Origin of the sequence: Neoroseomonas soli (genome assembly GCF_018129065.1) — a bacterium.
Taxonomy (GTDB): Bacteria; Pseudomonadota; Alphaproteobacteria; order Acetobacterales; family Acetobacteraceae; genus Neoroseomonas; species Neoroseomonas soli.
This window is the reverse complement of the sequence record NZ_JAAEDM010000013.1, coordinates 1-20,479: the sequence shown is the minus strand read 5'-3', so window position 1 is coordinate 20,479 and position 20,479 is coordinate 1. Positions and strand designations below refer to the sequence as shown.

General features: G+C 71.5%; 26 protein-coding genes. 8 read left to right on the top strand and 18 right to left on the bottom strand.

What is annotated here, in order from left to right; translation table 11 throughout:
• Position 1: 1 nt before the first annotated feature.
• On the top strand, positions 2-271 hold the full coding sequence (locus GXW76_RS07300; RefSeq protein WP_211861343.1) for a hypothetical protein: 270 nt from the start codon (positions 2-4) through the stop codon (positions 269-271).
• A 251-nt stretch (positions 272-522) separates the two neighbouring features.
• On the opposite strand, the gene GXW76_RS07295 is transcribed toward GXW76_RS07300, so the two are convergent.
• Entirely contained in the window at positions 523-1,074 is a 552-nt protein-coding gene (locus tag GXW76_RS07295) for a hypothetical protein (protein ID WP_211861342.1), read from the bottom strand.
• 112 nt (positions 1,075-1,186) lie between these two features.
• On the opposite strand from GXW76_RS07295, the gene GXW76_RS07290 reads away from it, so the two are divergent.
• Together GXW76_RS07290 and GXW76_RS07285 are read left to right on the top strand one after the other, a co-directional pair.
• On the top strand, positions 1,187-2,251 hold the full coding sequence (locus GXW76_RS07290; protein ID WP_211861341.1) for a ketopantoate reductase family protein: 1,065 nt from the start codon (positions 1,187-1,189) through the stop codon (positions 2,249-2,251).
• Positions 2,252-2,313: 62 nt separating this feature from the next.
• Complete coding sequence (locus GXW76_RS07285) at positions 2,314-3,087, top strand: SDR family NAD(P)-dependent oxidoreductase (protein WP_211861340.1); 774 nt, start codon at positions 2,314-2,316, stop codon at positions 3,085-3,087.
• A 10-nt stretch (positions 3,088-3,097) separates the two neighbouring features.
• Here the strand turns inward: GXW76_RS07285 and GXW76_RS07280 are convergent, their stop codons facing one another.
• The 7 genes from GXW76_RS07280 to hisI form a co-directional block, all read right to left on the bottom strand.
• Positions 3,098-4,687 carry an ABC transporter substrate-binding protein gene (locus GXW76_RS07280; protein ID WP_211861339.1) on the bottom strand — a complete coding sequence of 530 codons (1,590 nt, stop codon included), beginning with the start codon at positions 4,685-4,687 and terminating at the stop codon, positions 3,098-3,100.
• Positions 4,688-4,826: 139 nt separating this feature from the next.
• The gene (gene lpxB, locus GXW76_RS07275; RefSeq protein ID WP_211861338.1) at positions 4,827-5,984 is read right to left on the bottom strand and encodes a lipid-A-disaccharide synthase; all 1,158 of its coding nucleotides are present in this window, start codon (positions 5,982-5,984) and stop codon (positions 4,827-4,829) included.
• Entirely contained in the window at positions 5,981-6,880 is a 900-nt protein-coding gene (locus GXW76_RS07270; RefSeq protein WP_211861337.1) for a carbon-nitrogen hydrolase family protein, read from the bottom strand. The genes lpxB and GXW76_RS07270 overlap by 4 nt, the downstream gene beginning before the upstream one ends.
• Positions 6,877-7,476 carry a GNAT family N-acetyltransferase gene (locus GXW76_RS07265; RefSeq protein ID WP_211861336.1) on the bottom strand — a complete coding sequence of 200 codons (600 nt, stop codon included), beginning with the start codon at positions 7,474-7,476 and terminating at the stop codon, positions 6,877-6,879. The genes GXW76_RS07270 and GXW76_RS07265 overlap by 4 nt, the downstream gene beginning before the upstream one ends.
• A 40-nt stretch (positions 7,477-7,516) precedes the next feature.
• The gene (locus tag GXW76_RS07260; RefSeq protein ID WP_211861335.1) at positions 7,517-8,497 is read right to left on the bottom strand and encodes a formylglycine-generating enzyme family protein; all 981 of its coding nucleotides are present in this window, start codon (positions 8,495-8,497) and stop codon (positions 7,517-7,519) included.
• Between the two features lie 67 nt (positions 8,498-8,564).
• Positions 8,565-9,611 (bottom strand): CobW family GTP-binding protein, encoded by a 1,047-nt coding sequence (locus tag GXW76_RS07255; protein ID WP_211861334.1) that lies wholly within the window; start codon positions 9,609-9,611, stop codon positions 8,565-8,567.
• Positions 9,608-10,015: a phosphoribosyl-AMP cyclohydrolase gene (hisI, locus tag GXW76_RS07250; RefSeq protein WP_211861333.1), complete on the bottom strand. Its 408-nt coding sequence runs from the start codon at positions 10,013-10,015 to the stop codon at positions 9,608-9,610. The genes GXW76_RS07255 and hisI overlap by 4 nt, the downstream gene beginning before the upstream one ends.
• Before the next feature lie 43 nt (positions 10,016-10,058).
• On the opposite strand from hisI, the gene GXW76_RS07245 reads away from it, so the two are divergent.
• The 3 genes from GXW76_RS07245 to GXW76_RS07235 all read left to right on the top strand — a co-directional run bounded on the left by GXW76_RS07245 (position 10,059) and on the right by GXW76_RS07235 (position 11,376).
• Positions 10,059-10,526 (top strand): Fur family transcriptional regulator, encoded by a 468-nt coding sequence (locus tag GXW76_RS07245; protein WP_211861332.1) that lies wholly within the window; start codon positions 10,059-10,061, stop codon positions 10,524-10,526.
• A gap of 147 nt (positions 10,527-10,673) precedes the next feature.
• On the top strand, positions 10,674-11,123 hold the full coding sequence (locus GXW76_RS07240; RefSeq protein ID WP_211861331.1) for a Rap1a/Tai family immunity protein: 450 nt from the start codon (positions 10,674-10,676) through the stop codon (positions 11,121-11,123).
• Positions 11,124-11,139: 16 nt separating this feature from the next.
• Entirely contained in the window at positions 11,140-11,376 is a 237-nt protein-coding gene (locus GXW76_RS07235; RefSeq protein WP_246513997.1) for a glycine zipper domain-containing protein, read from the top strand.
• A gap of 48 nt (positions 11,377-11,424) precedes the next feature.
• Here GXW76_RS07235 and metC read toward each other — a convergent pair whose 3' ends face one another.
• The 4 genes from metC to GXW76_RS07215 are packed head-to-tail and all read right to left on the bottom strand — an operon-like array spanning position 11,425 to position 14,851.
• Positions 11,425-12,636, bottom strand: coding sequence for a cystathionine beta-lyase (metC, locus tag GXW76_RS07230; protein ID WP_211861330.1), 1,212 nt, complete (start codon positions 12,634-12,636; stop codon positions 11,425-11,427).
• A gap of 2 nt (positions 12,637-12,638) precedes the next feature.
• Entirely contained in the window at positions 12,639-13,481 is an 843-nt protein-coding gene (locus tag GXW76_RS07225) for a sulfurtransferase (protein WP_211861329.1), read from the bottom strand.
• Positions 13,482-13,486: 5 nt separating this feature from the next.
• Positions 13,487-14,209: an alanyl-tRNA editing protein gene (locus tag GXW76_RS07220; protein ID WP_211861328.1), complete on the bottom strand. Its 723-nt coding sequence runs from the start codon at positions 14,207-14,209 to the stop codon at positions 13,487-13,489.
• The gene (locus tag GXW76_RS07215; RefSeq protein WP_211861327.1) at positions 14,210-14,851 is read right to left on the bottom strand and encodes an NUDIX domain-containing protein; all 642 of its coding nucleotides are present in this window, start codon (positions 14,849-14,851) and stop codon (positions 14,210-14,212) included.
• A gap of 37 nt (positions 14,852-14,888) precedes the next feature.
• Here GXW76_RS07215 and GXW76_RS07210 point away from each other — a divergent pair, with 37 nt between their 5' ends.
• Positions 14,889-15,806, top strand: a complete 918-nt coding sequence (locus GXW76_RS07210; RefSeq protein ID WP_211861326.1) for a DMT family transporter — start codon at positions 14,889-14,891, stop codon at positions 15,804-15,806.
• Between the two features lie 7 nt (positions 15,807-15,813).
• Here the strand turns inward: GXW76_RS07210 and GXW76_RS07205 are convergent, their stop codons facing one another.
• The 6 genes from GXW76_RS07205 to GXW76_RS07180 all read right to left on the bottom strand — a co-directional run bounded on the left by GXW76_RS07205 (position 15,814) and on the right by GXW76_RS07180 (position 19,624).
• The gene (locus GXW76_RS07205; RefSeq protein WP_338150906.1) at positions 15,814-16,305 is read right to left on the bottom strand and encodes a DUF2165 family protein; all 492 of its coding nucleotides are present in this window, start codon (positions 16,303-16,305) and stop codon (positions 15,814-15,816) included.
• Between the two features lie 16 nt (positions 16,306-16,321).
• Positions 16,322-16,759 (bottom strand): GNAT family N-acetyltransferase, encoded by a 438-nt coding sequence (locus GXW76_RS07200; protein WP_211861324.1) that lies wholly within the window; start codon positions 16,757-16,759, stop codon positions 16,322-16,324.
• Entirely contained in the window at positions 16,756-17,217 is a 462-nt protein-coding gene (locus GXW76_RS07195; protein WP_211861323.1) for a CopD family protein, read from the bottom strand. Before GXW76_RS07195 ends, GXW76_RS07200 begins: the two co-directional genes overlap by 4 nt.
• A gap of 1 nt (position 17,218) precedes the next feature.
• A complete protein-coding gene (parA, locus tag GXW76_RS07190) occupies positions 17,219-17,851 on the bottom strand; it encodes a ParA family partition ATPase (protein ID WP_211861322.1) in 633 nt (210 codons plus the stop codon).
• Between the two features lie 91 nt (positions 17,852-17,942).
• Complete coding sequence (locus GXW76_RS07185; protein ID WP_211861321.1) at positions 17,943-18,320, bottom strand: hypothetical protein; 378 nt, start codon at positions 18,318-18,320, stop codon at positions 17,943-17,945.
• Complete coding sequence (locus GXW76_RS07180) at positions 18,320-19,624, bottom strand: sulfite oxidase (RefSeq protein ID WP_211861320.1); 1,305 nt, start codon at positions 19,622-19,624, stop codon at positions 18,320-18,322. Before GXW76_RS07180 ends, GXW76_RS07185 begins: the two co-directional genes overlap by 1 nt.
• Positions 19,625-19,670: 46 nt before the next feature.
• Here GXW76_RS07180 and GXW76_RS07175 point away from each other — a divergent pair.
• The coding region (locus tag GXW76_RS07175) for an NAD(P)H-hydrate epimerase (protein WP_211861319.1) at positions 19,671-20,479 on the top strand (809 nt) is incomplete at its 3' end.

Sequence of the window (20,479 nt, the reverse complement as noted above, 5' to 3'; positions counted from 1 at the left end):
CATGATCCTGCGCACCATCGCCCTGCTATTCTTCGGCCTTGCCGTGGCGCTCGGCTTCGCGCTGGGCTGGGGCTACGAACTCGGCACGGCGATGTACAAGGTGAACCCGGCGGCGCTGAATTCGCTGCAGGTGGGGGTGCAGCGCTACCTGGCGCCGGTCATCTGGGACGGCCTGTTCGTGCCGTTCCTGACCATGCCCGTGTGGCTGCTGCCGACGCTGTTCGGGCTGGGCTTCATGATCGCCAGCTCGATGAGGCCGGGCCGGGGCTGACGCACCGCGCCGGCCGGGCCGGTGGCGTGCGCGCTCGCCCTCGCCATCCTCCGTCGCGAAGGCCTTGCCGGGGTCGGCCCCTTGTCCCTCCACCGCATGAGCCGCCCGGCCAACCGGATTCTGCCGAACCTTCCCGACGACTTCGCCACGGCGAAGGCGGAGGGGATCGCGCGCAGGATCGACATGGAGGCCGCGCGCGATGGCCGGGCTTTCGTGCCGGACCGGCCCGGAATGGCCGGTCGGCGCGAAGATCAGTCCGGCGTGCCCCAGCGGTTGACGCTCATCGCCTCCGCGCGGTGGCCGGATTCGTCGAAGCGCACCACCTTGAGCCGCGCCGCGAAGGGATTCCCGAGATCCATCCACACGCCGGCGGTGCTGTTGCTGCCGAATGAGAGCGTGAAGTTCGTCACCGTGCTTGCGCCCGCCGTGCCGCCCTTGCCGCGAAAGGCGGCGAGGCCGAACTCGTCGAGGAAGACGTCGCCCTCTTTCCCCTCGCCGAGATTGCAGCCGTAGAACAGCACGCGCGCCTTCGGGCGCAGCAGGTCGTTCGGCAGCAGTCGCAGCAGGTCGAAATCCATCCCGTCCACATGGCCGTGGTCGGCGAGGGAGAGCTTGCCCGGCACGCCATGCGTATCGAAGACGAGGAAGCGCACAAGCGAATAGGACGCCAGCGCCGTGCGCAGGGTGTCGAGGCAGGAGACGGGGTGGATGGCCGTGTCGCCGCCCACATCGTCCTTGAAGGCGCGGGCGCCGGCCTCGAACTGCGGGTCATGGAGGTAGAGGGTGTCGACGGCCGTTTTCATGGCTGCTCCGATAATTCGATGATGGCAGCGGCCTTGCCCCAAGGGCCTCTTGCCGGGATCATCCTGCGTCAAATGCCGTCCGCGCGCGGTGAACCGTTTCGGAGGATCAGGAATGAAGCCACGCATCGCCATCGTGGGGGCCGGCGCCGTCGGCGGCTATGCCGGCGCCTACATGGCCCAGGCCGGGCATGACGTGACCTTCGTCGATCCCTGGCCCGAGCATGTCGAGGCGATGCGCGCGCGCGGCCTGACCATTAGCCACCTCAAGGACGTGCCGGAGTTCACGGTGCCGGTGCGCGCGCTGCACCTCACGGAATTGCAGGGGCTGGCGAAGGAACACCCCATCGACATCGCCTTCGTCTGCATGAAGTCCTACGACACCGCCTGGGCGACGGCGATGATCGCACAGTATCTCTCGCCCGGCGGCTACGTCGTCTCGCTGCAGAACTGCATCAACGAGGAAGTCATCGCCGGCATCGTCGGCTGGGGCCGCGTGCTCGGCGCCATCGCCTCGCTGATCACGGTGGAACTGACCGGCCCCGCGCATGTGAAGCGTGCGGCGGGGAAGTCGGGCGCCTCGCACACCGTCTATCGCGTCGGCGAGCCGCATGGGCGCATCTCCCCGCGCGCGGAGTTCATCACCTCGCTGGTCGCGCTCTCGGACAGCGCGCTGACGACGACGAATCTCTGGGGCGAGCGCTGGTCGAAGCTGGTGGCGAATGTCATGGGCAACGGCATCGCCGCCGCGACCGGGATGCTGGCGAAGGACGCCACCGCCGACGACGCCGTCCGCGCCTTCGCCGCGCGGCTCGGTTCCGAGGCGATCCGCGTCGGCCAGGCGCTCGGCTACGACCTCGAGGAGGTCCTGCACCTGGACCCCGAGGTCATCGCGAGGGCCGGCGAGGGCGACGAGCAAGCGCGCCGCGCCTACGACGCCCAGCGCCTGGCCGACACGCAGAAGCCCGGCGGCGGCGCGCACCGCGCCTCGATGGGCCAGGACATGGTCAAGGGGCGGCGGACGGAGATCGAGTTCCTCAACGGCTTCGTCGTCGCCAGGGGCGCGGAGATCGGCATCGCCGCCCCCGCCAACGCCGCGCTGACCGAGATCGTCAAGCGCGTCGAGCGCGGCGAGGCGAAGCCGTCACCCGACCTGATCCGCGGCCTTCGCCTGAACTGACCTTGCGGCCGGGGGCGCTTGGCGCGACCCTTCGCCCAACAACGGCAGGGGAAGGAAACGCCATGCGCAACCCGATGGAACTGACGGGCCGCACCGTCGTCGTCACCGGCACGGGGCAGGGGATCGGGCGGGCGATCTCCGAGCTCGTGCTCGATCTTGGCGGCAACCTCGTCATGGTCGAGCGCAACCCGGAGACCATCGCCGAGGTCTCGGCGGCGCTCGCCGGCGATCGCACGCTGCCCATCCGCGGCGACGTGACGGACGAGGCCTTCTGCGCCTCCGTCGTCGAGCAGGCGGCGGACCGCTTCGGCGCCGTGCACGGGCTGGTCAACAACGCCGGCATCACCCGCCCGGCGATGATCGAGAAGATGACGCTGCCGCAGTGGCAGGCCGTGATCGACGTGAACCTGACCGCCTGCCACCTGATGCAGCAGGCCGTGGGCCGGCACATGATCGCCCGCGCCAAGGCCGGCGAGGCCTCGCCCGGTGCGATCGTCAACATCTCCTCGACGGCGGGCAAGCGCGGGTCCATCGGGCAGGTGAACTACTCGGCGGCGAAGTCGGGGCTCTACGGCATCACCATGACGGCGGCGCTGGAATGGGCGCGCTACGGCATCCGGGTGAACAGCGTCGGCTTCGGCACGGTGGAAACGCCGATGACCGAGACCATCCGCTCCGACCGCTTCCGCGAGCGGACGCTGGCGCGCATCCCCCTCGGCCGCGTGGCGCTGCCGAGGGAGGTCGCGCCGCTGATCTGCTTCCTGCTGTCGGAGGCCGCCTCCTTCATCACCGGCCAGAACTGGATCGAGGACGGCGGCAGCCACATGCAGCCGTGACCCTGGCCGGTCAGGCCTTCTCGACGTTCCAGTAGAACAGCGCCGGTCCCGGCAGCACGCCGCGCAGGGACCGGCGATAGGCGATGACGCTGCGGTACTGCCCGAGCGGGATCAGTGTCGCCACCTCGACATGCACGCGCTCGAGTTGCTTGAGGATGTTGCGCCGCTTCGTGGGATCGCCCTCGAAGGTCCAGGCGCGCATCAGTTCGGCCACCCGCCGGTCGCAGGGCCAGCCGAACCAGGCTTCCTCGCAATGCCGCGCGAAGGTGTTGAGCAGCGGATTGGCGATGCCGGTCAGCGTCGCATTGGTGACGAAGATGTTCCAGCCGCCCTGGCCTGGCGCGCCGCGATTGGCGCGGCGCTGCACCAGCGTGCTCCAGTCCATCGCCTGAAGGTCGACATTGGCGCCGAGGCGCTGCAGCACGTCCGCCATCAGCAGGGCGGAAGGATGCAGCGTGGCGTTGTCCGCGGGATCCATGACCACCACGGGGCGGCCGTCATAGCCGGACTCGCGCAGCATGCGTTGGGCCGTGGCCAGATCGTAGGTCGGCCAGCCGAGCGCATCGTTCTGCACCCCGTCCTCCAGCGCGCAGCCGAAGATCGCGGCACATTCGCGCCAGGGCGTACGGTCGCCGACCGTGGCCTGCATGAAGTCGGACTGCCGCACCGCGGACATCAGGGCACGCCGCGCCTCCACCTTGTCGAAGGGCGGGTGCAGCTGGTTCATCACGGCAAACATCTGGTAGCCGAGCGGGTCGTTCGGCGTGACGACGATGTCGCGTGCGCGGGACAGGCGCTCCACCAGGTCGGGCGCCGGGCTTTCGAGCAGGTCGAGCTCGCCGGCCAGCAACCCGTTCATCGCCGTCGCCGCATCGGGCGTATAGAGCAGTTCCACCCGGTCCACCTTGGCGACCTTGCCGCCGGCCGCCTGGCTCGGCGGTTCCGCGCGCGGCAGGTAGCGGGCGAATTTCCCGTAGGCGACCTTGGCGCCCGGCACCCATTCCCCGCGCAGGAAGCGGAAGGGGCCGGAGCCGACCATCTCGGTGACCTGCGTGTTCGGGTCGGTCGCCGCCAGCCGCTCCGGCATCATGAAGGGCACGTTGCTGTCGATCTTGCCCAGCGCGTCGAGCACGAAGCCGACGCGCTGCTTCAGCGTCAGGGTGAAGGTGCGATCGTCGCGTGCCGCCATGGCCTCGGTCACCGCGGCGAGCGCGCGGCCCATGCCGTCCTTCGCGCTCCAGCGTCGGATCGAGGCGACGCAGTCGGCCGCCCGGACCGGCGTGTCATCGTGCCAGAGCAATCCCTCGCGCAGCCGGAAGGACCAGGTCAGGCCGTCGCCGCTGGTCTCCCACGCCTCGATCATCTGCGGCCGCGGCGTGTTCTCCGCATCGAGCGCGAAAAGCGTGTCGAAGACCAGGTAGCCGTGGTTGCGCGTGATGTAGGCGGTGGTCCAGATCGGGTCGAGCACGCGCAGGTCCCCGATCGGCACGGCACGGATGACGCGCTGCGCATCCTGCGCCGTCGCGGCCCGCGAACCGCCCCCGAGCAGGGCCGGTGCGCCGAGCCCCGCGGCAAGGAGGCTCCGACGCGATGCAGTCATGGCCCGACCTCCCGTGCTGCAGCGTGAATCCTAGGGTCACGCCGGACGGCACGCCATCGGAATCAGGCCGGTGCCGTGGATCAGGTTGGCCGCGGCACTGCTACCCGACATCCCCGGAAGGTTCGCGCCGGTCGCCTTGCTATCCCGCCGGGAGCATCCGCAGCACGGCCTCCGCCGCCGCCTCGGAGGGCATGCCCTCGGGCGCGCGCAGGTGCGCCAGCGCTTCCGCGAAGCCTGCACGCTGCGCGGCCGCGGCGGCGGGATCCCGCAGGGGCGTCAGCAAGGCCTCGGCCAGGGCCTCGGGCGTGCAATCCTGCTGCAGCCGCTCGGGCACGACTTCGCGCTCGGCGAGCAGGTTCACGAGCGAGGCATGGGGCACCTTGACGAGCCGCCGCACGATCGCCGCCGTCACCGGATTCACGCGATAGGCGACGACGTGCGGGATGCCGGCGACGGCCATCTCCAGCGAGGAGGTGCCGGACTTGATCAGCCCGGCGCCGCCGGACTGCGCGACCGCGGCGAAGGCGTCGTGCTTGGCGTCGTTGCCTTCCACGAGGATGGGCGGCACCGGCCAGTCGGCCGTCGCGCGGCGCACCGCCTCGGCGACGATCGGCGCGACCGGCACGACCGGGCGCAGCCCCGGCATGGCCCCGGCGGCCAGGCGCAGCGCCGCGCCGAAGATCGGCAGCAGGCGGGAGACCTCCGTGCGCCGGCTGCCGGGCATGACGATGACCGGGCGCTCGGCCTCGCCCAGCGCATGGGCCGCGCGGAAGCGCGCCGCGTCGCCGCGGTCGGCCCCGCTCTCGAGCACCGGATGGCCGACGAAGGTCACCGGGATGCCGGCGGCCTCGAAGAAGACGGGCTCGAAGGGCAGCAGGCAGAGGATGCGGTCCACCCGCCGCGCCAGCTTCACCACCCGGCCGGGGCGCCAGGCCCAGACCTGCGGCGCGACGTAGTGCACCACGGGGATGCCCGCCGGCTTCACCCGTTCGGCGAGCCGCAGGGTGAAGCCGGGGCTGTCGATCGTGACCAGCACGGCCGGCCGCCTCGCCAGGACGTCGGCGGTGGCGTCGGCGAGCAGGCGCTTGAGCCGGAAGATGCGCGGCAGCACCTCGAGCAGCCCCATCAGCGCGAGTTCACCGTAGGGGAAGAGGCTCGGCACGCCCTGCTCGGCCATGCGCGGCCCGCCGATGCCGGCGAATTCCAGGTCCGGCCGCCGCGCGCGCAGCGCCGCGATCAGCCGCCCGCCAAGCACGTCGCCCGAGGCCTCGCCGGCGACGACATAGACCAGCGTCATGCGAAGGCCGCCGGCATCGGCCGGGCGAACGGCGCGCGGGGCCAGTCGCGGTGGTTGCGCACCTGGCCGTCCTGCCGGACCTCCGCGATGCGGGCGGGGTCGAGGGTGCAGAAGACCCACTGGTCCGCATCCAGGGCGCCGCGCGCCAGCACGCCGTCCTCGGGGAAGCCGCGATCCACCGGCCCGAACACCGCCGCATGCCCGCGGTTCACGTCGAGCGCCGCCGACCACGGTGCCTGGCCCACGGTCGGCGTGATGGCGACGTAGCACTGGTTCTCCATCGCCCGTGCCGCCGCGCCGATGCGCACGCGATTGAAGCCCGCCACGGTGTCCGTGCAGGAGGGCGCGAGCACCAGCCAGGCCCCTTCCTGCACCTGCACCCGCACATGCTTGGGGAATTCCACGTCGTAGCAGACGGAGATGCCGATCCGCCCCCAGGGCGTGTCGAAGACGCCCGGGTCCGAGCCCTGGCTGACGCCCCACCGTTCCGTCTCGAAGCGCGTCATCGCGCGCTTGTCCTGGAAGGCGAGGCGGCCGTCCGGCGTGATCAGCGGCGCGCGGTTCACCACGCGGCCATCCTCGCAGCGCATGGGCAGGGTGCCAGGCAGCAACCAGACGCGTTGGCTCCGTGCGGCCTCGCGCATCGCGGCGAGGATCTCCGGCGCGGCCGCGACCATGGCGGCGAGCTCGGTCTGCTCATCGGTCACGTCGCCGCCGACGAGGGCCGCGCCGAGTTCGACGCAGGCATATTCGGGCAGCACCAGCAGGTCGGCGCGCGCGCGACCTTCCTCGAGCCGCGCTTCCAGGGCGCGGCCGAATTCCGCGACCGATCCCGGACGGCCCACGCCGTATTGCAGCAGGCCGAGGCGTAGCGGCTTCGCTTCCGGCGCGCTCACAGCGGATCCTTCACCCAGAAGCCGAGGGCATGGGGCGTCTCGCGGTCGTCGCCGACCTCCTGCCAGTCGAAGACCACGGAGATGTCGGCCCGCGGCGTATAGCCGCGCTTGCGCCAGAAGGCGTCGAGCGGGACGTGGCCCTGCGGCCTGCGCGGATCGTTGTCGTTGCGCGTCACCGCGCAGAAGGCCGCCGCCTGCAGGCCGAGGGAGCGCGCATGCGCCTCCCGCATCTCGAAGAAGCGCACGCCGGCGCCCTGGCCGCGGTATTCGGGCAGCAGCACGCTCTCGCCGAAGTAGCACCAGCGCGCGGGGTCCAGGCCGCGGGCGCGGAAGGCGTCCTGCACGCGGGCGGTCGCCTCGGTCATGGGCTGGCAGGTGGCGCAGCCGACGGCGCGTTCCCCGTCGATCGCGACGATCACCGCGGCACCCGGGCTCTCGGCATAGGCTGCGAGGTAGCGTTCCTCATACGCGGCCTCGCCCTCGTAGAGGTAGGGCCAGTCGCGGAACACTGCGATGCGCAGCCCGGCGAGGCGCGGCAGCCAGGCGCGCAATGCCTCGCCGCGCAGGGTTTCGAAGCGGAGGGGGGTGGGAGCCATGCCCGATGCATAGGGGCGGCCCCGCCGGGGGGGAAGGGGGCTAGCGGTCCCGCACCACCCGGATGCCGCCGAAGACGAAGCGGTCCACCGTCGTGCCGCGCACGCGGTTGCCGGCGCGCACGTACCAGGGCAGGTGGCTCCAGGAGCCCCCGCGCATGGAGCGCGTCAGGCAGTCCCCGGTGGTGCGCGCGACACCGTCGGCGCGCTGCCCTTCGAGGTTCGGGTTCAGGCAGTCCGCCGTCCACTGCCAGACATTGCCGAGCATGTCGTAGAGACCGAAGCCGTTCGGCCGGAAGCTGCCCACCGGCGCGGTGAAGACGTAGCGGTCATTGCAGCGGAAGGTGAATTGCGGCCGGCGGTCGAGGTTCAGCGCGCTCGCCAGCGTGAGGTCCGCGACATTGGCGTACTGGCAGGCACTGGCCGTCACGTCCCCCCAGAAGCGGGCGGTGGTGGTGCCGGCCCGCGCCGCATATTCCCATTCCGCCTCGCTCGGCAGGCGATAGGGCTTGCCGGTGCGGTGGGCGAGCCAGGTGGCATAGGCCGTCGCATCCTCCCAGTTCACGCAGACCACCGGATGGTCGTCACCCTGCGGGAAGCCGGGCTCGCGCCAGTTCAACCCCTGGCGCTCGACATATTCGTAGGTCGTGCCGCTGTTGACGAAGGTCCAGCAGCTCTGGCCGGGCTCGAACCCCGTCTCGTTGACGAAGACGGCGAATTGCCGGCGCGTGACCGTGCGCGTCGCCATGGCGAGGCCCGGCGCGATCGTGACGCGCACCGTGGGCACCGAGCGGCCGCGCAGGTTCTCGGGCACGCCCTCGCGCTCTTCTTCGCCGGGCGGGACGCCCATGGTGAACGCGCCGCCCGGCAGCGTGACCATCTCGGGGCAGTCACCGCAGTCGCGGAAGGGCTGCGGCGTGGAGGCCTGGACCTGGGCCTGGCCGCGCTGCGGCGCCTGCGCCTGGGCCGTGGCGCCCGGCAGGACGGCGACGAGGACGCCGAGGATGATCTTGGCTGCTTGCATCGATTGCTCCGGTTCCCCCGAGGGAGGGTAACGCAGCCTGCTGCCGGGGCGGTAGCGCGGAGCGCGCTCAGCCGGTGCCGATCCTCGCCTTTTCCGCCGCGGCGGAGAGGAAAGCGGCCATCCCTTCCTCCACCACCGCGCGAGGCAGGTTGCGGAGCACGAAGGTGATCCTCGACCTGCGGTCGTGGCCCTCGGGCCAGGCTGCAAGCCGGACGGGAGGATGGAAGACGTGCTGCACGCCATGCACGACGACGGGTCGGTCCTCACCCGCGATGTTCAGCAGACCCTTCACGCGCAGCACGCTGTCGCCGCGCGTCAGCGCCAGCATCTCAAGCCAGGTCGCGATGCCGTCCCAGGCGAGTGGCGAATCGAAGACGAGGCCGAAGGCGTGGATGCCGGCATCATGCCGGTTGGGGTCGTGGTGGTGGCCATGATGGTGATGGCCGTGGTGCGCCTCGGCCGCCAGCCAGGCGGCGACCTCGGGGATGCGGCCCGCAGTGTCGAAGCCGCCGGCGCCAAGCAGGGCCGCGGGCGGGATCGCCCCGCCGACGGCGCGCAGCAGCGGCGCGACGGGGTTGAGGGCGCGCAGCCGGGCCGCCAGCGCCTCGGCTTCCTCCGCCGTGGCGAGGTCGGTCTTGGTCAGCACGATCCGGTCGGCCATCGCCGCCTGCTTCACCGCCTCGACCTGCGTGTCGAGCGTGTGCCGCCCGGCGACGGCATCGACCAGCGTCACCACGCCGTCGAGAACATAGGCGGACAGCACCACCGGGTCCGACATCAGCGTCTGCAGGATCGGCGCGGGGTCCGCGAGGCCGGTCGTCTCGACCACGACGCGCCGGATCTCCTGGCCCGCTTCCGCCCGCACCGCGAGGTCGCGCAGCGCGCGCACCAGGTCGCCGCGCACCGTGCAGCAGAGGCACCCGGCGTTGAGCAGCACCGTGTCCTCGTCGAGCCTTTCGACCAGCAGGTGGTCGAGGCCGATCTCGCCGAACTCGTTGATGAGCACGGCGGTGCCGGCCATCTCCGGCGCCTTGAGCAGCCGGTTGAGCAGCGTGGTCTTGCCCGCGCCGAGAAAGCCGGTCAGCACCGTGACCGGGATCTTCGCGCGGCTCATGCGCCGTAGAGTTCCTTGGGATCGACCAGCGGCGCGGCGATGTTCGCCAACTCGCCGTCGCGGATGGCGCGGAAGAAGCAGTTGCGCCGGCCGGTGTGGCAGGCGACGCCGGTCTGGTCCACCAGCGCGAGCAGCGTATCCCCGTCGCAATCGAGCCGCAGGTCCTTCAGCACCTGCTGCTGGCCGGATGTCTCGCCCTTCCGCCACAGCGCATTGCGCGAGCGGGAGAAGTAGCAGACGCGGCCCGTGGTCAGCGTCTCGGCCACGGCCTCGGCGTTCATCCAGGCCATCATCAGCACCTCTCCGGTGTCGTGCTGCTGCGCGATGCAGGGCACGAGGCCGTTGGCATCGAAGCGCACGGCATCGAGGAAGCGGGCGACGGCGTCGCGGGCGGTGCTGGGCATCGCCCGATGATATAGTGTTCCATCCGATTGGCGAGGAGTGGTCATGTTGGAAGCGGCGGCGCGCGAGAAGGCCCTGCATGAGGCCGAGCAGGCCTGTGCCCGGCGTGGCGCGCAGCTGACGCCGCTGCGGCGGCAGGTGCTGGGGCTGGTGCTCGAAGCCGAATCCCCGGTCGGTGCCTATGCGCTGCTCGACCGGCTGAAGGCGGCGCGGCCCGGCGCGGCGCCGCCCACGGTATATCGCGCGCTCGACTTCCTGCTCGAGCACGGGTTGATCCACAAGGTCGAACGGCTGAACGCCTATATCGGCTGCAGCGATGCGGGCCATGGCCATGCGCACGACCACGGCCACCCGCACCAGTTCCTGATCTGCCGGCGCTGCGGCGCGACGGCGGAGATCATCGACCACGCGGTCGCCCATGCGATCGCCGCGGCGGCCGAACGCGCCGGATTCGTCGTGTCCGAGGCAACGGTCGAGATCGAGGGCCTCTGCGCGCGCTGCGCCGCCGCCTGAATTGGCAGGGCGTCCCGCGAACGGGGCGCGCAGTGTTCAATATTGCGGCAGATCATTGTGCCTGTTGTGCTTGATCGCTACCCGGCCTTCATTAACCTCGTAACGTCCGTCGGCCATGACGGGCCCGCAAGGAGGAAGTAGGCCACCATGCTCTCCCGTACCATCACTCGGGCGCTCCGGCGCTCCGGCCTCGCGGTGGCCGTCGCAGGCGCCTTCGCAGCCGCCCCGGCCTTCGCGCAGGGCCAGCCGGCCGCGGGCATGCCCGCCGCCACGGTCCATTTCACCACCGCCGAACTGGCCCGCCTCTGCGGTCCGGCGGCGGACGATGCCAATGCGGTCGCCTCGCGCGGGGCCTGCTACGGCGTGCTCGTCGCGGTCGGCCAGATGCACGCGATGTACACCTCGGGCCGCCAGGCCGCGCGGCCGGTCTTCTGCATGCCGGAGACACCGCCGACCCTCGAGCGCGTCTCGGCGGACTTCGTGTCCTGGGCCGCGGCCAACCAGCAATATGCCGGCGCCCGGGCCGCCGAGGGCGTGCTCCGCTTCGGCGCCGCGACCTATCCCTGCCAGCGGCCGGCCGCCGCCCGCCGGCGCTGATCGGAAGGATCTCGACATGACCATGACCAAGACTCTCCGCCTTGGCGCCGTGCTGGTGGCGGGCCTCGGCCTCGCGGGCTGCGAGGGCATGACGCACACGCAGCGGTCCACGGCGACGGGCGCGGGCATCGGCGCGCTCGGCGGCGCCGCGCTGGGCTCGCTCTCGGGCAATGCGGGCTGGGGCGCGCTGATCGGCGCCGGCGTCGGCGCGGCCGGCGGCTACGCGGTCGGCCGGTCCACCGACAACCGCTGAGACGTCACCGGCCCGGGCCTTGGCGCCCGGGCCGGTTGCTCCGCGCGATCAGCGCGGCAGGGTCGCGAGGCCCTTTTCCAGGTCGGCGATCAGGTCGGCCACATCCTCCAGCCCGATATGGATGCGGGCGGTGAAGCCGCCGAGGTCGGGGCTGGTCGCCGTGCGGGTGATGAAGCCGGTGGTCGGCAGGGCCAGGCTCTCGAAGCCGCCCCAGGAGGCACCGATGCCGAACAGCGCCAGGCTATCGATGAAGCGAAAGATTTCCTCTTCCGTGTAGCGCGGCTGGAAGACCACGCCGAACAGGCTGCAGGAACCCGTGAAGTCGCGCTTGAACAGCGCATGCTGCGGGTGGGACGGCAGGCCGGGATGCAGCACGCGCTGCACCTCGGGGCGGTTCTCGAACCAGCGCGCGACGGTGAGGCCGCTTTCCTCCTGGTGCTTCAGGCGCACCGGCATGGTGCGCGCACCGCGCAGCGCCAGCCAGCAATCATCCGGCGCGGCGAAATGGCCCATCTGCGACGCGGCGGAGCGCACGGTGACGTAGTCCTCCTCCGTGTTCGTCGTGATCGAGCCGAGCAGCACGTCGGAATGACCGCCGACATACTTCGTCAGCGCCTGGATCGAGACGTCCACGCCGTGCTTGAACGGCATGAAGTTGTGGATGCCCCAGGTGTTGTCCATCATCACCTTGCAGCCGCGCGCATGCGCGGCGCGGGCGATGGCCGGGACGTCCTGCAGCTCGAAGGTGTGGGAGCCGGGGCTCTCGGTGTAGACGACCTTGGTGTTCGGCCGGATCAGCGCGGCCATGGCCGCCTCGTCCACGGTCGGGTCGTAGAAAGTGGTCTCGATGCCGTAGTTCGCCAGCAGCCCGTTGGCGATGTTGCGCCCCGGGCCGTAGACGCTGTCCGGCATCAGGCAGTGGTCGCCCGCCTTGAGGTAGGCCATCAGCGGCACGGTCACCGCGGCGAGGCCGGTGCCCACGAGGACGCAATGCGTGCCGCCCTCGATCTCGCAGATCACGTCCTCGAGCGCGTATTGCGTCGGCCCGCCCGCGGTGCCGTAGGTCATCACGCGGTGGAAGCGGTCCTTGGCGAAGGTCCGGCGGCTCTCGCAATCCGGGTGCAGCACGGTGGAACCGCGATGCACCGCCGGGTTGACGAAGCCATGCGCGCGCGTGCCGGCCCGGCCGGCATGGGACATCCGGGTGGCGAAGCCGCGGGCGGCGTGCGGGGAGGGCGTGTTGTGGGCGTCGTCGGGCATGGTCAGGCGGTCTTTTCCTTGGTGGTTTCCGGGCGGGACGCCCATTCGGTCCAGGAGCCGTCATAGACGGCGGGTTCGGGCAGGCCGGCGCGCGCCATGCCGAAGGCGAGCACGCAGGCCGTCACGCCGGACCCGCAGGAGGTCACGACCGGCTTCCCGCCCGTTGCCCCCGCTGCGGCGAAGATGGCCCGCAGCGTCGCCGGGTCCTTCATCCTGCCGCCCGGCCCGGCCATTTCGGTGGCCGGCACGTTGGCCGCGCCCGGCATGTGGCCCGATGGCATGCCCGCGCGCGGTTCGGGCGCCGTGCCATCGAAGCGGCCCTTCGCGCGGGCGTCGATGATCAGCGCCGAACCATCGGCGACGATGCGCTTGATGTCGCCGATCCCCTTCAGGCGGTCGGCGCGGAAATCCGGCACGAAGGTCGCCGGTGCCGGGGCAGGGGCGTCGCCGGTCTCGACCGGGCGGCCTTCCTGCTTCCAAGCCGGCAGCCCGCCGTCCAGCACCGCCACCTTGTCGTGGCCGAACAGGCGCATCATCCACCAGCCGCGCGGCGAGGACCGCAGCCCGTGCTGGTCGTAGAACACCACCCGCGACGCGTTGGAGACGCCGAGCGCGCCGATCATGCGCGCGAACCTCGCCGGCGTCGGCACCATGTGCGGCAGGTCGGTCTCGTCGTCGGCGATGGCGTCGATGTCGAACATCCGCGCGCCGGGGATGTGCGCGGCGCGGAAGCCGTCATGCTTGTTGCCCGGCTCGCCCGGCAGGTAGGTCGAGCAGTCGAAGACGACCAGGTCCGGCTTGCCCAGTTCCGCGGCCAGCCATTCGGTCGAAACCAGCATTTCCATCGGCGTCACTCCCCGGCGAGGACCAGCGTCACGCGCCGGTTCGCCTTGCCCTTGTTCTCGATCTTCGCGACCTCGACGCGGCCGATCTCGCCGGTGCGGCGCACATGCGTGCCGCCGCAGGGCTGCAGGTCCACCGGCGCGTCCTCACCGCCGATGCGCACGAGGCGAATGCGCCCCGACCCGCGCGGCGGCTGCACCGACAGCGTGCGCACCAGGCCGGGATTGGCGTCGAGTTCCTCCTCGCTGATCCAGAGTTCGCCCACCGGATGGTCGGCGGCGACCAGGGCGTTCAGGGCCTCGGTGAGGCTTTCCTTGGTCGGCGGGTCCGGCAGGTCGAAGTCGAGCCGCGACTTGTCCGCGCCGACCTGCCCGCCGGTCACGCCCGCGCCCGGGATCAGGCTGCACAGCAGGTGCATCGAGGTGTGCATCCGCATCAGCCGGTGCCGCCGCGCCCAGTCGAGCGCCGCCGTCACCTCGGCACTGATGGGCGGCAGGGCGGCGCCGGGGGCGGGGACATGCAGCACCGTGTCGTCCGCCCCCTTCAGCGTGTCGGCCACCGCCATCTCGCCGCCCGCCCAGCGCAACACGCCGGCATCGCCCGGCTGCCCGCCGGCGCGTGCGTAGAAATTGGTGCGGTCGAGCACGACGCCCTCCGGCGCTGCGGCGACGACGCGGGCCGTCACCTCCTGCGCGTAGGCATCGTCGCGGAATACGAGTTCGGTCGGCATTCAGGTCGTCCAGTCCGGCAGCAGGGAAGCCCGCCGTCGCGCGAACCAGCCGAGGCTGATCGCGGCGGTGGCATTGTCGATGCGGTTGTCGTCGAGCATGGCGATGGCCTCGGCCGCGTCCATCACCGTCACGCGGATGTCCTCGTGCTCGTGGTCGAGGCCGTGGTTGCCGCCATGACCGGGCTCAGGCAGGCGCGTGCGGCCGAGGAAGAGGGTGATGACCTCGTCGCAGCCACCCTGGGTCAGGATGTAGCGGCCCATCGGCGCGAAGCGGTCGGCGGCCAGGCCGGTCTCCTCGGCGAGTTCCCGCCGCGCCGCATCCTCGGGATCCTCGCCCTGCTCGAGCAGGCCGGCCGGGCATTCGGCCATGACGGGCTCGAGGCCCGCGGCGAGGGCGGGAAGGCGGAATTGCTCGATCAGCGCGACGCGGTCGGTCCAGGGATCCCAGGGCAGCACCGCCACGGCGCCGCCCCGGCGCCAGAGTTCCCAGGTCTGCACCCCGCCCTCGGTGCCGTCGAAGCGGCGGCGGCGGAAACGGATGCGTTGCAGCGGGAAGCGCCCGTCCCAGACCACCTCGTCCGAGAGAACCGTGAGGCCGGGATGGGCGGGGAGCGGTTTCGCCTTTGGCGGTCTGGCGTTCATGGGCGCCCGACCCTAACCTTGGCCGCCGGAACCGTCCATGACCCCTGATCCCATCGCGCCGCCCGACCCGGCTGCCCGGGCGCGCGCCCGGCGGCGGGGCATCATCCTCGTGCTGCTGGCCTCGGCCACCTTCGCGATCGCGGCCGCCTGCGCCAAGGGCGTCGGCCCGGCCATACCGGTCGCGGAAGTGATCCTGTTCCGCAACCTCTTCGCGCTGCCCGCGCTGCTGCCGGTGGTGCTGGCGGCGGGCGGGACAGAGGCGCTCGTCACCCGCAACCCGATGAGCCACGCGGCCCGCACCCTGTTCGGCATGATGGGCATGGTCGGCGCCTTCTACGGCTACGTGCACCTGCCGCTGGCGACGGTCACGGCGCTCGGCTTCACCATGCCGCTCTTTCTCACCGTGCTCTCCGTGCCGCTGCTGGGGGAGACGGTGGGCTGGCGGCGCGGCATCGCGGTCGTGATCGGCTTCCTCGGCGTGCTGATGATGGTCCGCCCGGGTTCGGACGGCATGCAGGGGGAGGGGCTGGCCGTGCTGCTCTGCCTGCTGGGCGCGGTCGGCTGGGCGCTGGCGATGATCACCATCCGGCGCATGGGCGAGGCGGGGGAGAATTCCGTCGCCATCGTCTTCTGGTTCGCCGCCGGCTCGGCCGTGCTGGCCGGGATCGCGGCGGTGCCGGTCTGGGTCTGGCCGAACGGCTGGCAATGGGCGCTGCTGATCGGGATCGGCCTGGTCTCGGCGCTGGCCCAGGTGCTGATGACGGACGCCTATCGCAGCGGGGAGACGACGCTCCTCGCGCCCTTCGAATATGCGGGGATCGTCTGGACCACGGCGCTCGGCGCCTTCGTCTGGGCGGAACTGCCGGATGGGTGGGACTTTGCCGGGATCGCGGTGCTGGTCGGGGCGGGGCTCTACATCTGGTACCGCGAGGTCCGGCTCGGCGTGAAGCGGTGAGGCCGGCCTATTCGGTTTCCGCCGCCGAGACGTGGATCAGCGTCAGCCCGATGAAGGTCAGGAAGATCGCCGCGCTCGCCTGCCCGTTCCACTCCCGCGACTGCCACATGGAAAACCACTCCCCGGCGACGACCAGGAAGCCGAGCCCGTAGAGCAGCGCCCCCGCTGTCAGCCCGAGGATCGCCGGTCCGCGCGCCGCATTCCACGCCGCCGCGGTGCCGCCCCGCGCGCTCCAGAGTCGCATCACGCCGGCCCAGAGCAGCACCGCCGTCGCTGCCTCCCAGGCGATGATCAGAATATAGGCGGCATGATGCAGGGTCGGATCCGTGATGGCCCGCCACATCACGCCCGGCGAACGGAACGTCGTGTCCATCGCCAGCACGTGCTGCACGAAGGCGAAGTTGGTGCCGTAGTCGGTGAGGTTGCCGAAGGCGATCAAGGTGAACAGGAGCGCGACCGACTTGGTCAGCGCGATGCGCGACAGGCGCAGTGCGATCACGGCCGGGCCACCGCCGCTACAGCGCCTTCCTGAACCACACCCGCGCATGCCCCGCCGGCATGCCGTCCAGCCGCCCGAACTCCACATAGCCGTTTCGCTGCCAGAAGCCCGGCGCCTGGAAGGAGAAGGTGTCGGTATAGGCGTTGGTGCAGCCGCGCTCCCGCGCGATCGCCTCGGCGCGCGTCAGCAGTTCGGCGCCGTAGCCCTTGCCGCGCAGTTCCGGGCTCAGCCACAGCCAGTCGATGAACAGCCAGCCCCAGAAGGTCAGGCCGAGCAGGCCGCCGAAGGTGTGCCCGTCGGAATCCTGGACCAGGAGCGTCACCGGCTCGCGGTCGTAGGGGCCGCCCATGGCCTGGTTGAACTCGTGCAGGCCGCGCTGGATCGCGCCCACCGCCTCGAATTCCGGGGCGGCGTCCTCGACGATCTCGAAGCGTTTGATTTCTGCCGCGCTCATCCGCCGAAGCGCCCCCAGGCCGCGATGGCCACCGTCAGCAGGCCCAGCGCCAGGTTGAGCGCGACGCCCTTGCGGATCCTGTCGAGTGCCGCCGCCGCCTTCGCCCGGTCGCCCGCGGCGAGGGCAGCGCGCATCGCGCGGAACGGTCCCAGCGCCACGGCGACGAAGATGCCCGCCATGAGGAGGCCCGTGCCATGCATGACGTGCACATGCCAGATGCTGGCGCCGAAACCCCAATACCAGAAGCCCAGCATCGTCCAGCCGGTCAGCAGGATGATCGGCACGACATGCCAGAGCACCCGGAAGAAGCGACGGAACACGCCCAGCATCAGCGCCAGGCGCTGCGGCGCCTCCAGCGCCTCATGCGCCGCCGGCCGCAGCGCGAAGAGGGCGAAGGCCATGCCCCCCACCCAGAGCACTGCCCCGAGGACGTGCAGCACATAGAGCAACGTAGCCATGTCAGCGTCCCTCGAGCCTGCGGAGCGCCTCGGCGAGGGCTCGCGTCTCCTGCGCCGCCACGCCCTTCGGCGCCGCCTCCACCGCGCCGAGCCCGGCCATGAAGGCCTGGGCGAAGGCGGCGCGGTTGCCGAGCGCCGCAGCGGTGAGCGGCAGCCCGCGTTCCTGGATCGCGGCCTTCACCTGGTCGAGCAACCGGCCCGAGGCGGGCGCGCGGTTCAGCACCAGCGAAACGGGCCGCCCTTCCTTCTTGGCGAGGTCGAGCGTCGCATCCATCGACCACAGGTCGACGGCCGAAGGCTGCAGCGGCACCAGCACGAGGTCGGCGGCGCGGATCGCCGTGCGCGCGTCGCTGTCGTCATGCGGCGCGGTGTCGAGCAGCACGACGTCGGCCTCCTGCCGCAGCCGGTCGAGGATCGACGGCACGCGCCAGCCCGAAGGCGCCTCGAAATGCAGGGGGCGCGCCTTGGGGCTGCGCCCGCGCAACTCGTCCCAGCGGGCGAGGCTGCGCTGCGGGTCCATGTCGAGCAGCGCCACGCGGTCCCCGCTCTCGGCGAAGGCGGCGGCGAGGTTGGCGGCGATGGTGGACTTGCCCGCACCGCCCTTGCGCTGCGCGACAGCGATGACGAAGGCCATGCGCGACTCCGATTGCAAGTGACAGGATAGCAGAGGTTGCGGAATAGGCGGGGGGCGGGGAGAGGGGAACTCCCCGCCGGGCGCCGGCCGGTCAGTCCAGGAAGGGATTGCCGCCGCGCGGGCCGCGCTGCCGCGGTCCGTAATGAGTCGCCAGGTAGTCGACGATGGCCTGCCGGAATTCGCCTTCCAGCGGGTTCATGCCGTGCTTTTCCGCCATCCAGTCCATCAACTCGTCCCATCGGTCGCGGGTGAAGGCGCTGCGGCGGATCAGCGCCGTGTTGTGGCAAACGGTGCAATAGGCGAAGACCTCCGAGCGGCCTTCGCCCTCGGCGAGGACCGTCTCCTCCTCCGCGCGCCCGGCGATCGCCGCCGCTGCCTCGGCCTGGCGCCGGGCGAGGTCGGGGTCCTGCGCCAGCACGGCGGAGGCCGCGAGCAGAACGCCCGCGGCCGCCAGAAGCGCGCCCCGCATCAGCCCACCAGGATCGCCGCGCGGCTGATCGGGTTCGCCCCGTAGCCCTGCGGGTTCCAGTTCGCAGCCACATGTGGCTGCATCCGCCCGTTGCTGTCGGTGGCGCGGTACCACACCTCGAAATACCCGTCGGAGGGCAGGGCGACCCGTCCCGTCCAGCGCTGCCAGGCATGGCGGTTCGGGGGCGGGTTGACCGTCATCGCTTGCCAGGTGGCGCCGAAATCGACCGAGACATGCACGGCGGAAACCGTCAGGTCGCCCGCCCAGGCCTGGCCGCGCAGGTCGAGAGCCCGGGTGCCCGTCGGCAGGCGCGCGCCGTGCGCGTGGCTCGTCAGCACGCAGCGGACCGGCATGCTCTCCAGGTCCGCGAAGTCGGCGCCGTTGTTGCGGCTGCCGGGCACGATCGGCCGCACCGGCACGCGATAGGAGGTGCCGCCCATCCCCCGCCCGCTATGCGGCGAGGCGCGCAACTCGATCCGCGTGAACCACTTCTGGCTGAGCGAACCCGGCCAGCCCGGCACCATCAGCCGCGTCGGCGCGCCGTGCATCTGGGGGATGGGCGCGCCGTTCATGCGGATGGCGATGATCGTGTCCTCGTCCATCGCCTTTTCGATGCGCATGCCGCGACTGATCGCCGGGCCCTGGGCCGAGAGGTGGCTGTCCGCCCCGTGATGGCCGGTGAACTTCGCGCTGTCCTTGGCGCCCGCGGCGCGCAGCACGTCGCGCAAACGCACGCCGGTCCACTCCGCGCAGGAGATGGCACCGTTGCCCCACTGGTTGCCGGCCGCCTGCGGTGAGAAGCCGGAACGGCCATTGCCGCCGCATTCCATCTGCAATCGGCGCGTGACGAGTTCGAAGCGGCGCTCGAGGTCGCCAAGCGTCAGCTCGATCGGCGTATTCACCTCGCCGTCGATGGTGATCTTCCAGGTACGCGGATCGGCGACCGCCTCGGGCACGCTGCCGTTGTTGCGGATGAAGAACTTGTCCGCCGGGGTCACGTCGTCATCGAGCAGATGCTCCGGCGTCTCCGCATTGAGCGGACGCTCGCCCTGCAGGATCAGGCGTGCCTTGCCTTCCATCTCCAGGAATTGCGGCCCGCCCTGGCCCTGGGCGAGCGCCGCCGGCAAAAGCCCTGCCGGCATCTGGCGGGCGAAGGGGATCGTGCCGCCGAGAGCAGTCCCCATGGCGGCGAGCGCCGCGCCCTTCAGAACGCCGCGACGCCCCCAGGCGAGCGCATCGGCACGTTCCGGGTCATCGCGGTAGAGTTCATGGACCGATCGTTCGGGGCCACCCTGCTGGGTCATTTCTGCCTCCCTTGTTTGGTTCTTCGTCCATGGAGTGTTCGGCGACATGAGCCTTGCCGCAAGTCCCCTCGCGCTGCTGACACCGGAGGAGATGGGGCGCGCCGACGCCCTCGCCATCGCCGGGGGCATTCCCGGGGAGAGGCTGATGGAGGCCGCCGGGCGCGCCGTGGCCCGCGCCGCCATGCGCCACTTCCGCCCCTGCCGGACCCTCGTACTGGCCGGGCCGGGGAACAATGGCGGGGATGGTTATGTCGCGGCACGGTTGCTCGAACAGGCGGGATGGCCCGTGGCGGTCGCAGCCCTGGCGCCGCCGCAGGAGGGCAGTGACGCCGCCCTCGCCGCCGCCCGCTGGCGCGGCCCCATGGTCCGCTTCGCGGCGGAGGAGGCGGCGCGCGCCGCCCTGGTCATCGACGCCGTCTTCGGTGCCGGCCTGGCCCGCCCGGTCGAGGGGGTGGTGGCAGGGGCGCTGGCCGCCGCGCGCGGCCCCGTGCTCGCGGTGGATGTCCCTTCCGGCCTCGACGGGGCGACCGGCCAGGTGCGCGGCTTCGCCCCGCGCGCGGCGGTGACCGTGACCTTCTTCCGGCTCAAGCCCGGCCACCTGCTGCTGCCGGGGCGGGAACTCTGCGGCGAGACGATGCTGGCCGAGATCGGCCTTCCAGGCACGGTTCTGGACCAGGTCGCGCCGCGCGCCTGGCGCAATGCCCCCGGCCTGTGGCGGCTGCCGGAACCGGGCATCGCGGCACACAAATATACGCGCGGGCATGTGACCATCCTCGCCGGCGCCGGGATGACCGGGGCGGCACGGCTCGCGGCGGCGGGGGCGCGGCGGGCGGGGGCGGGGCTGGTCACCCTGGC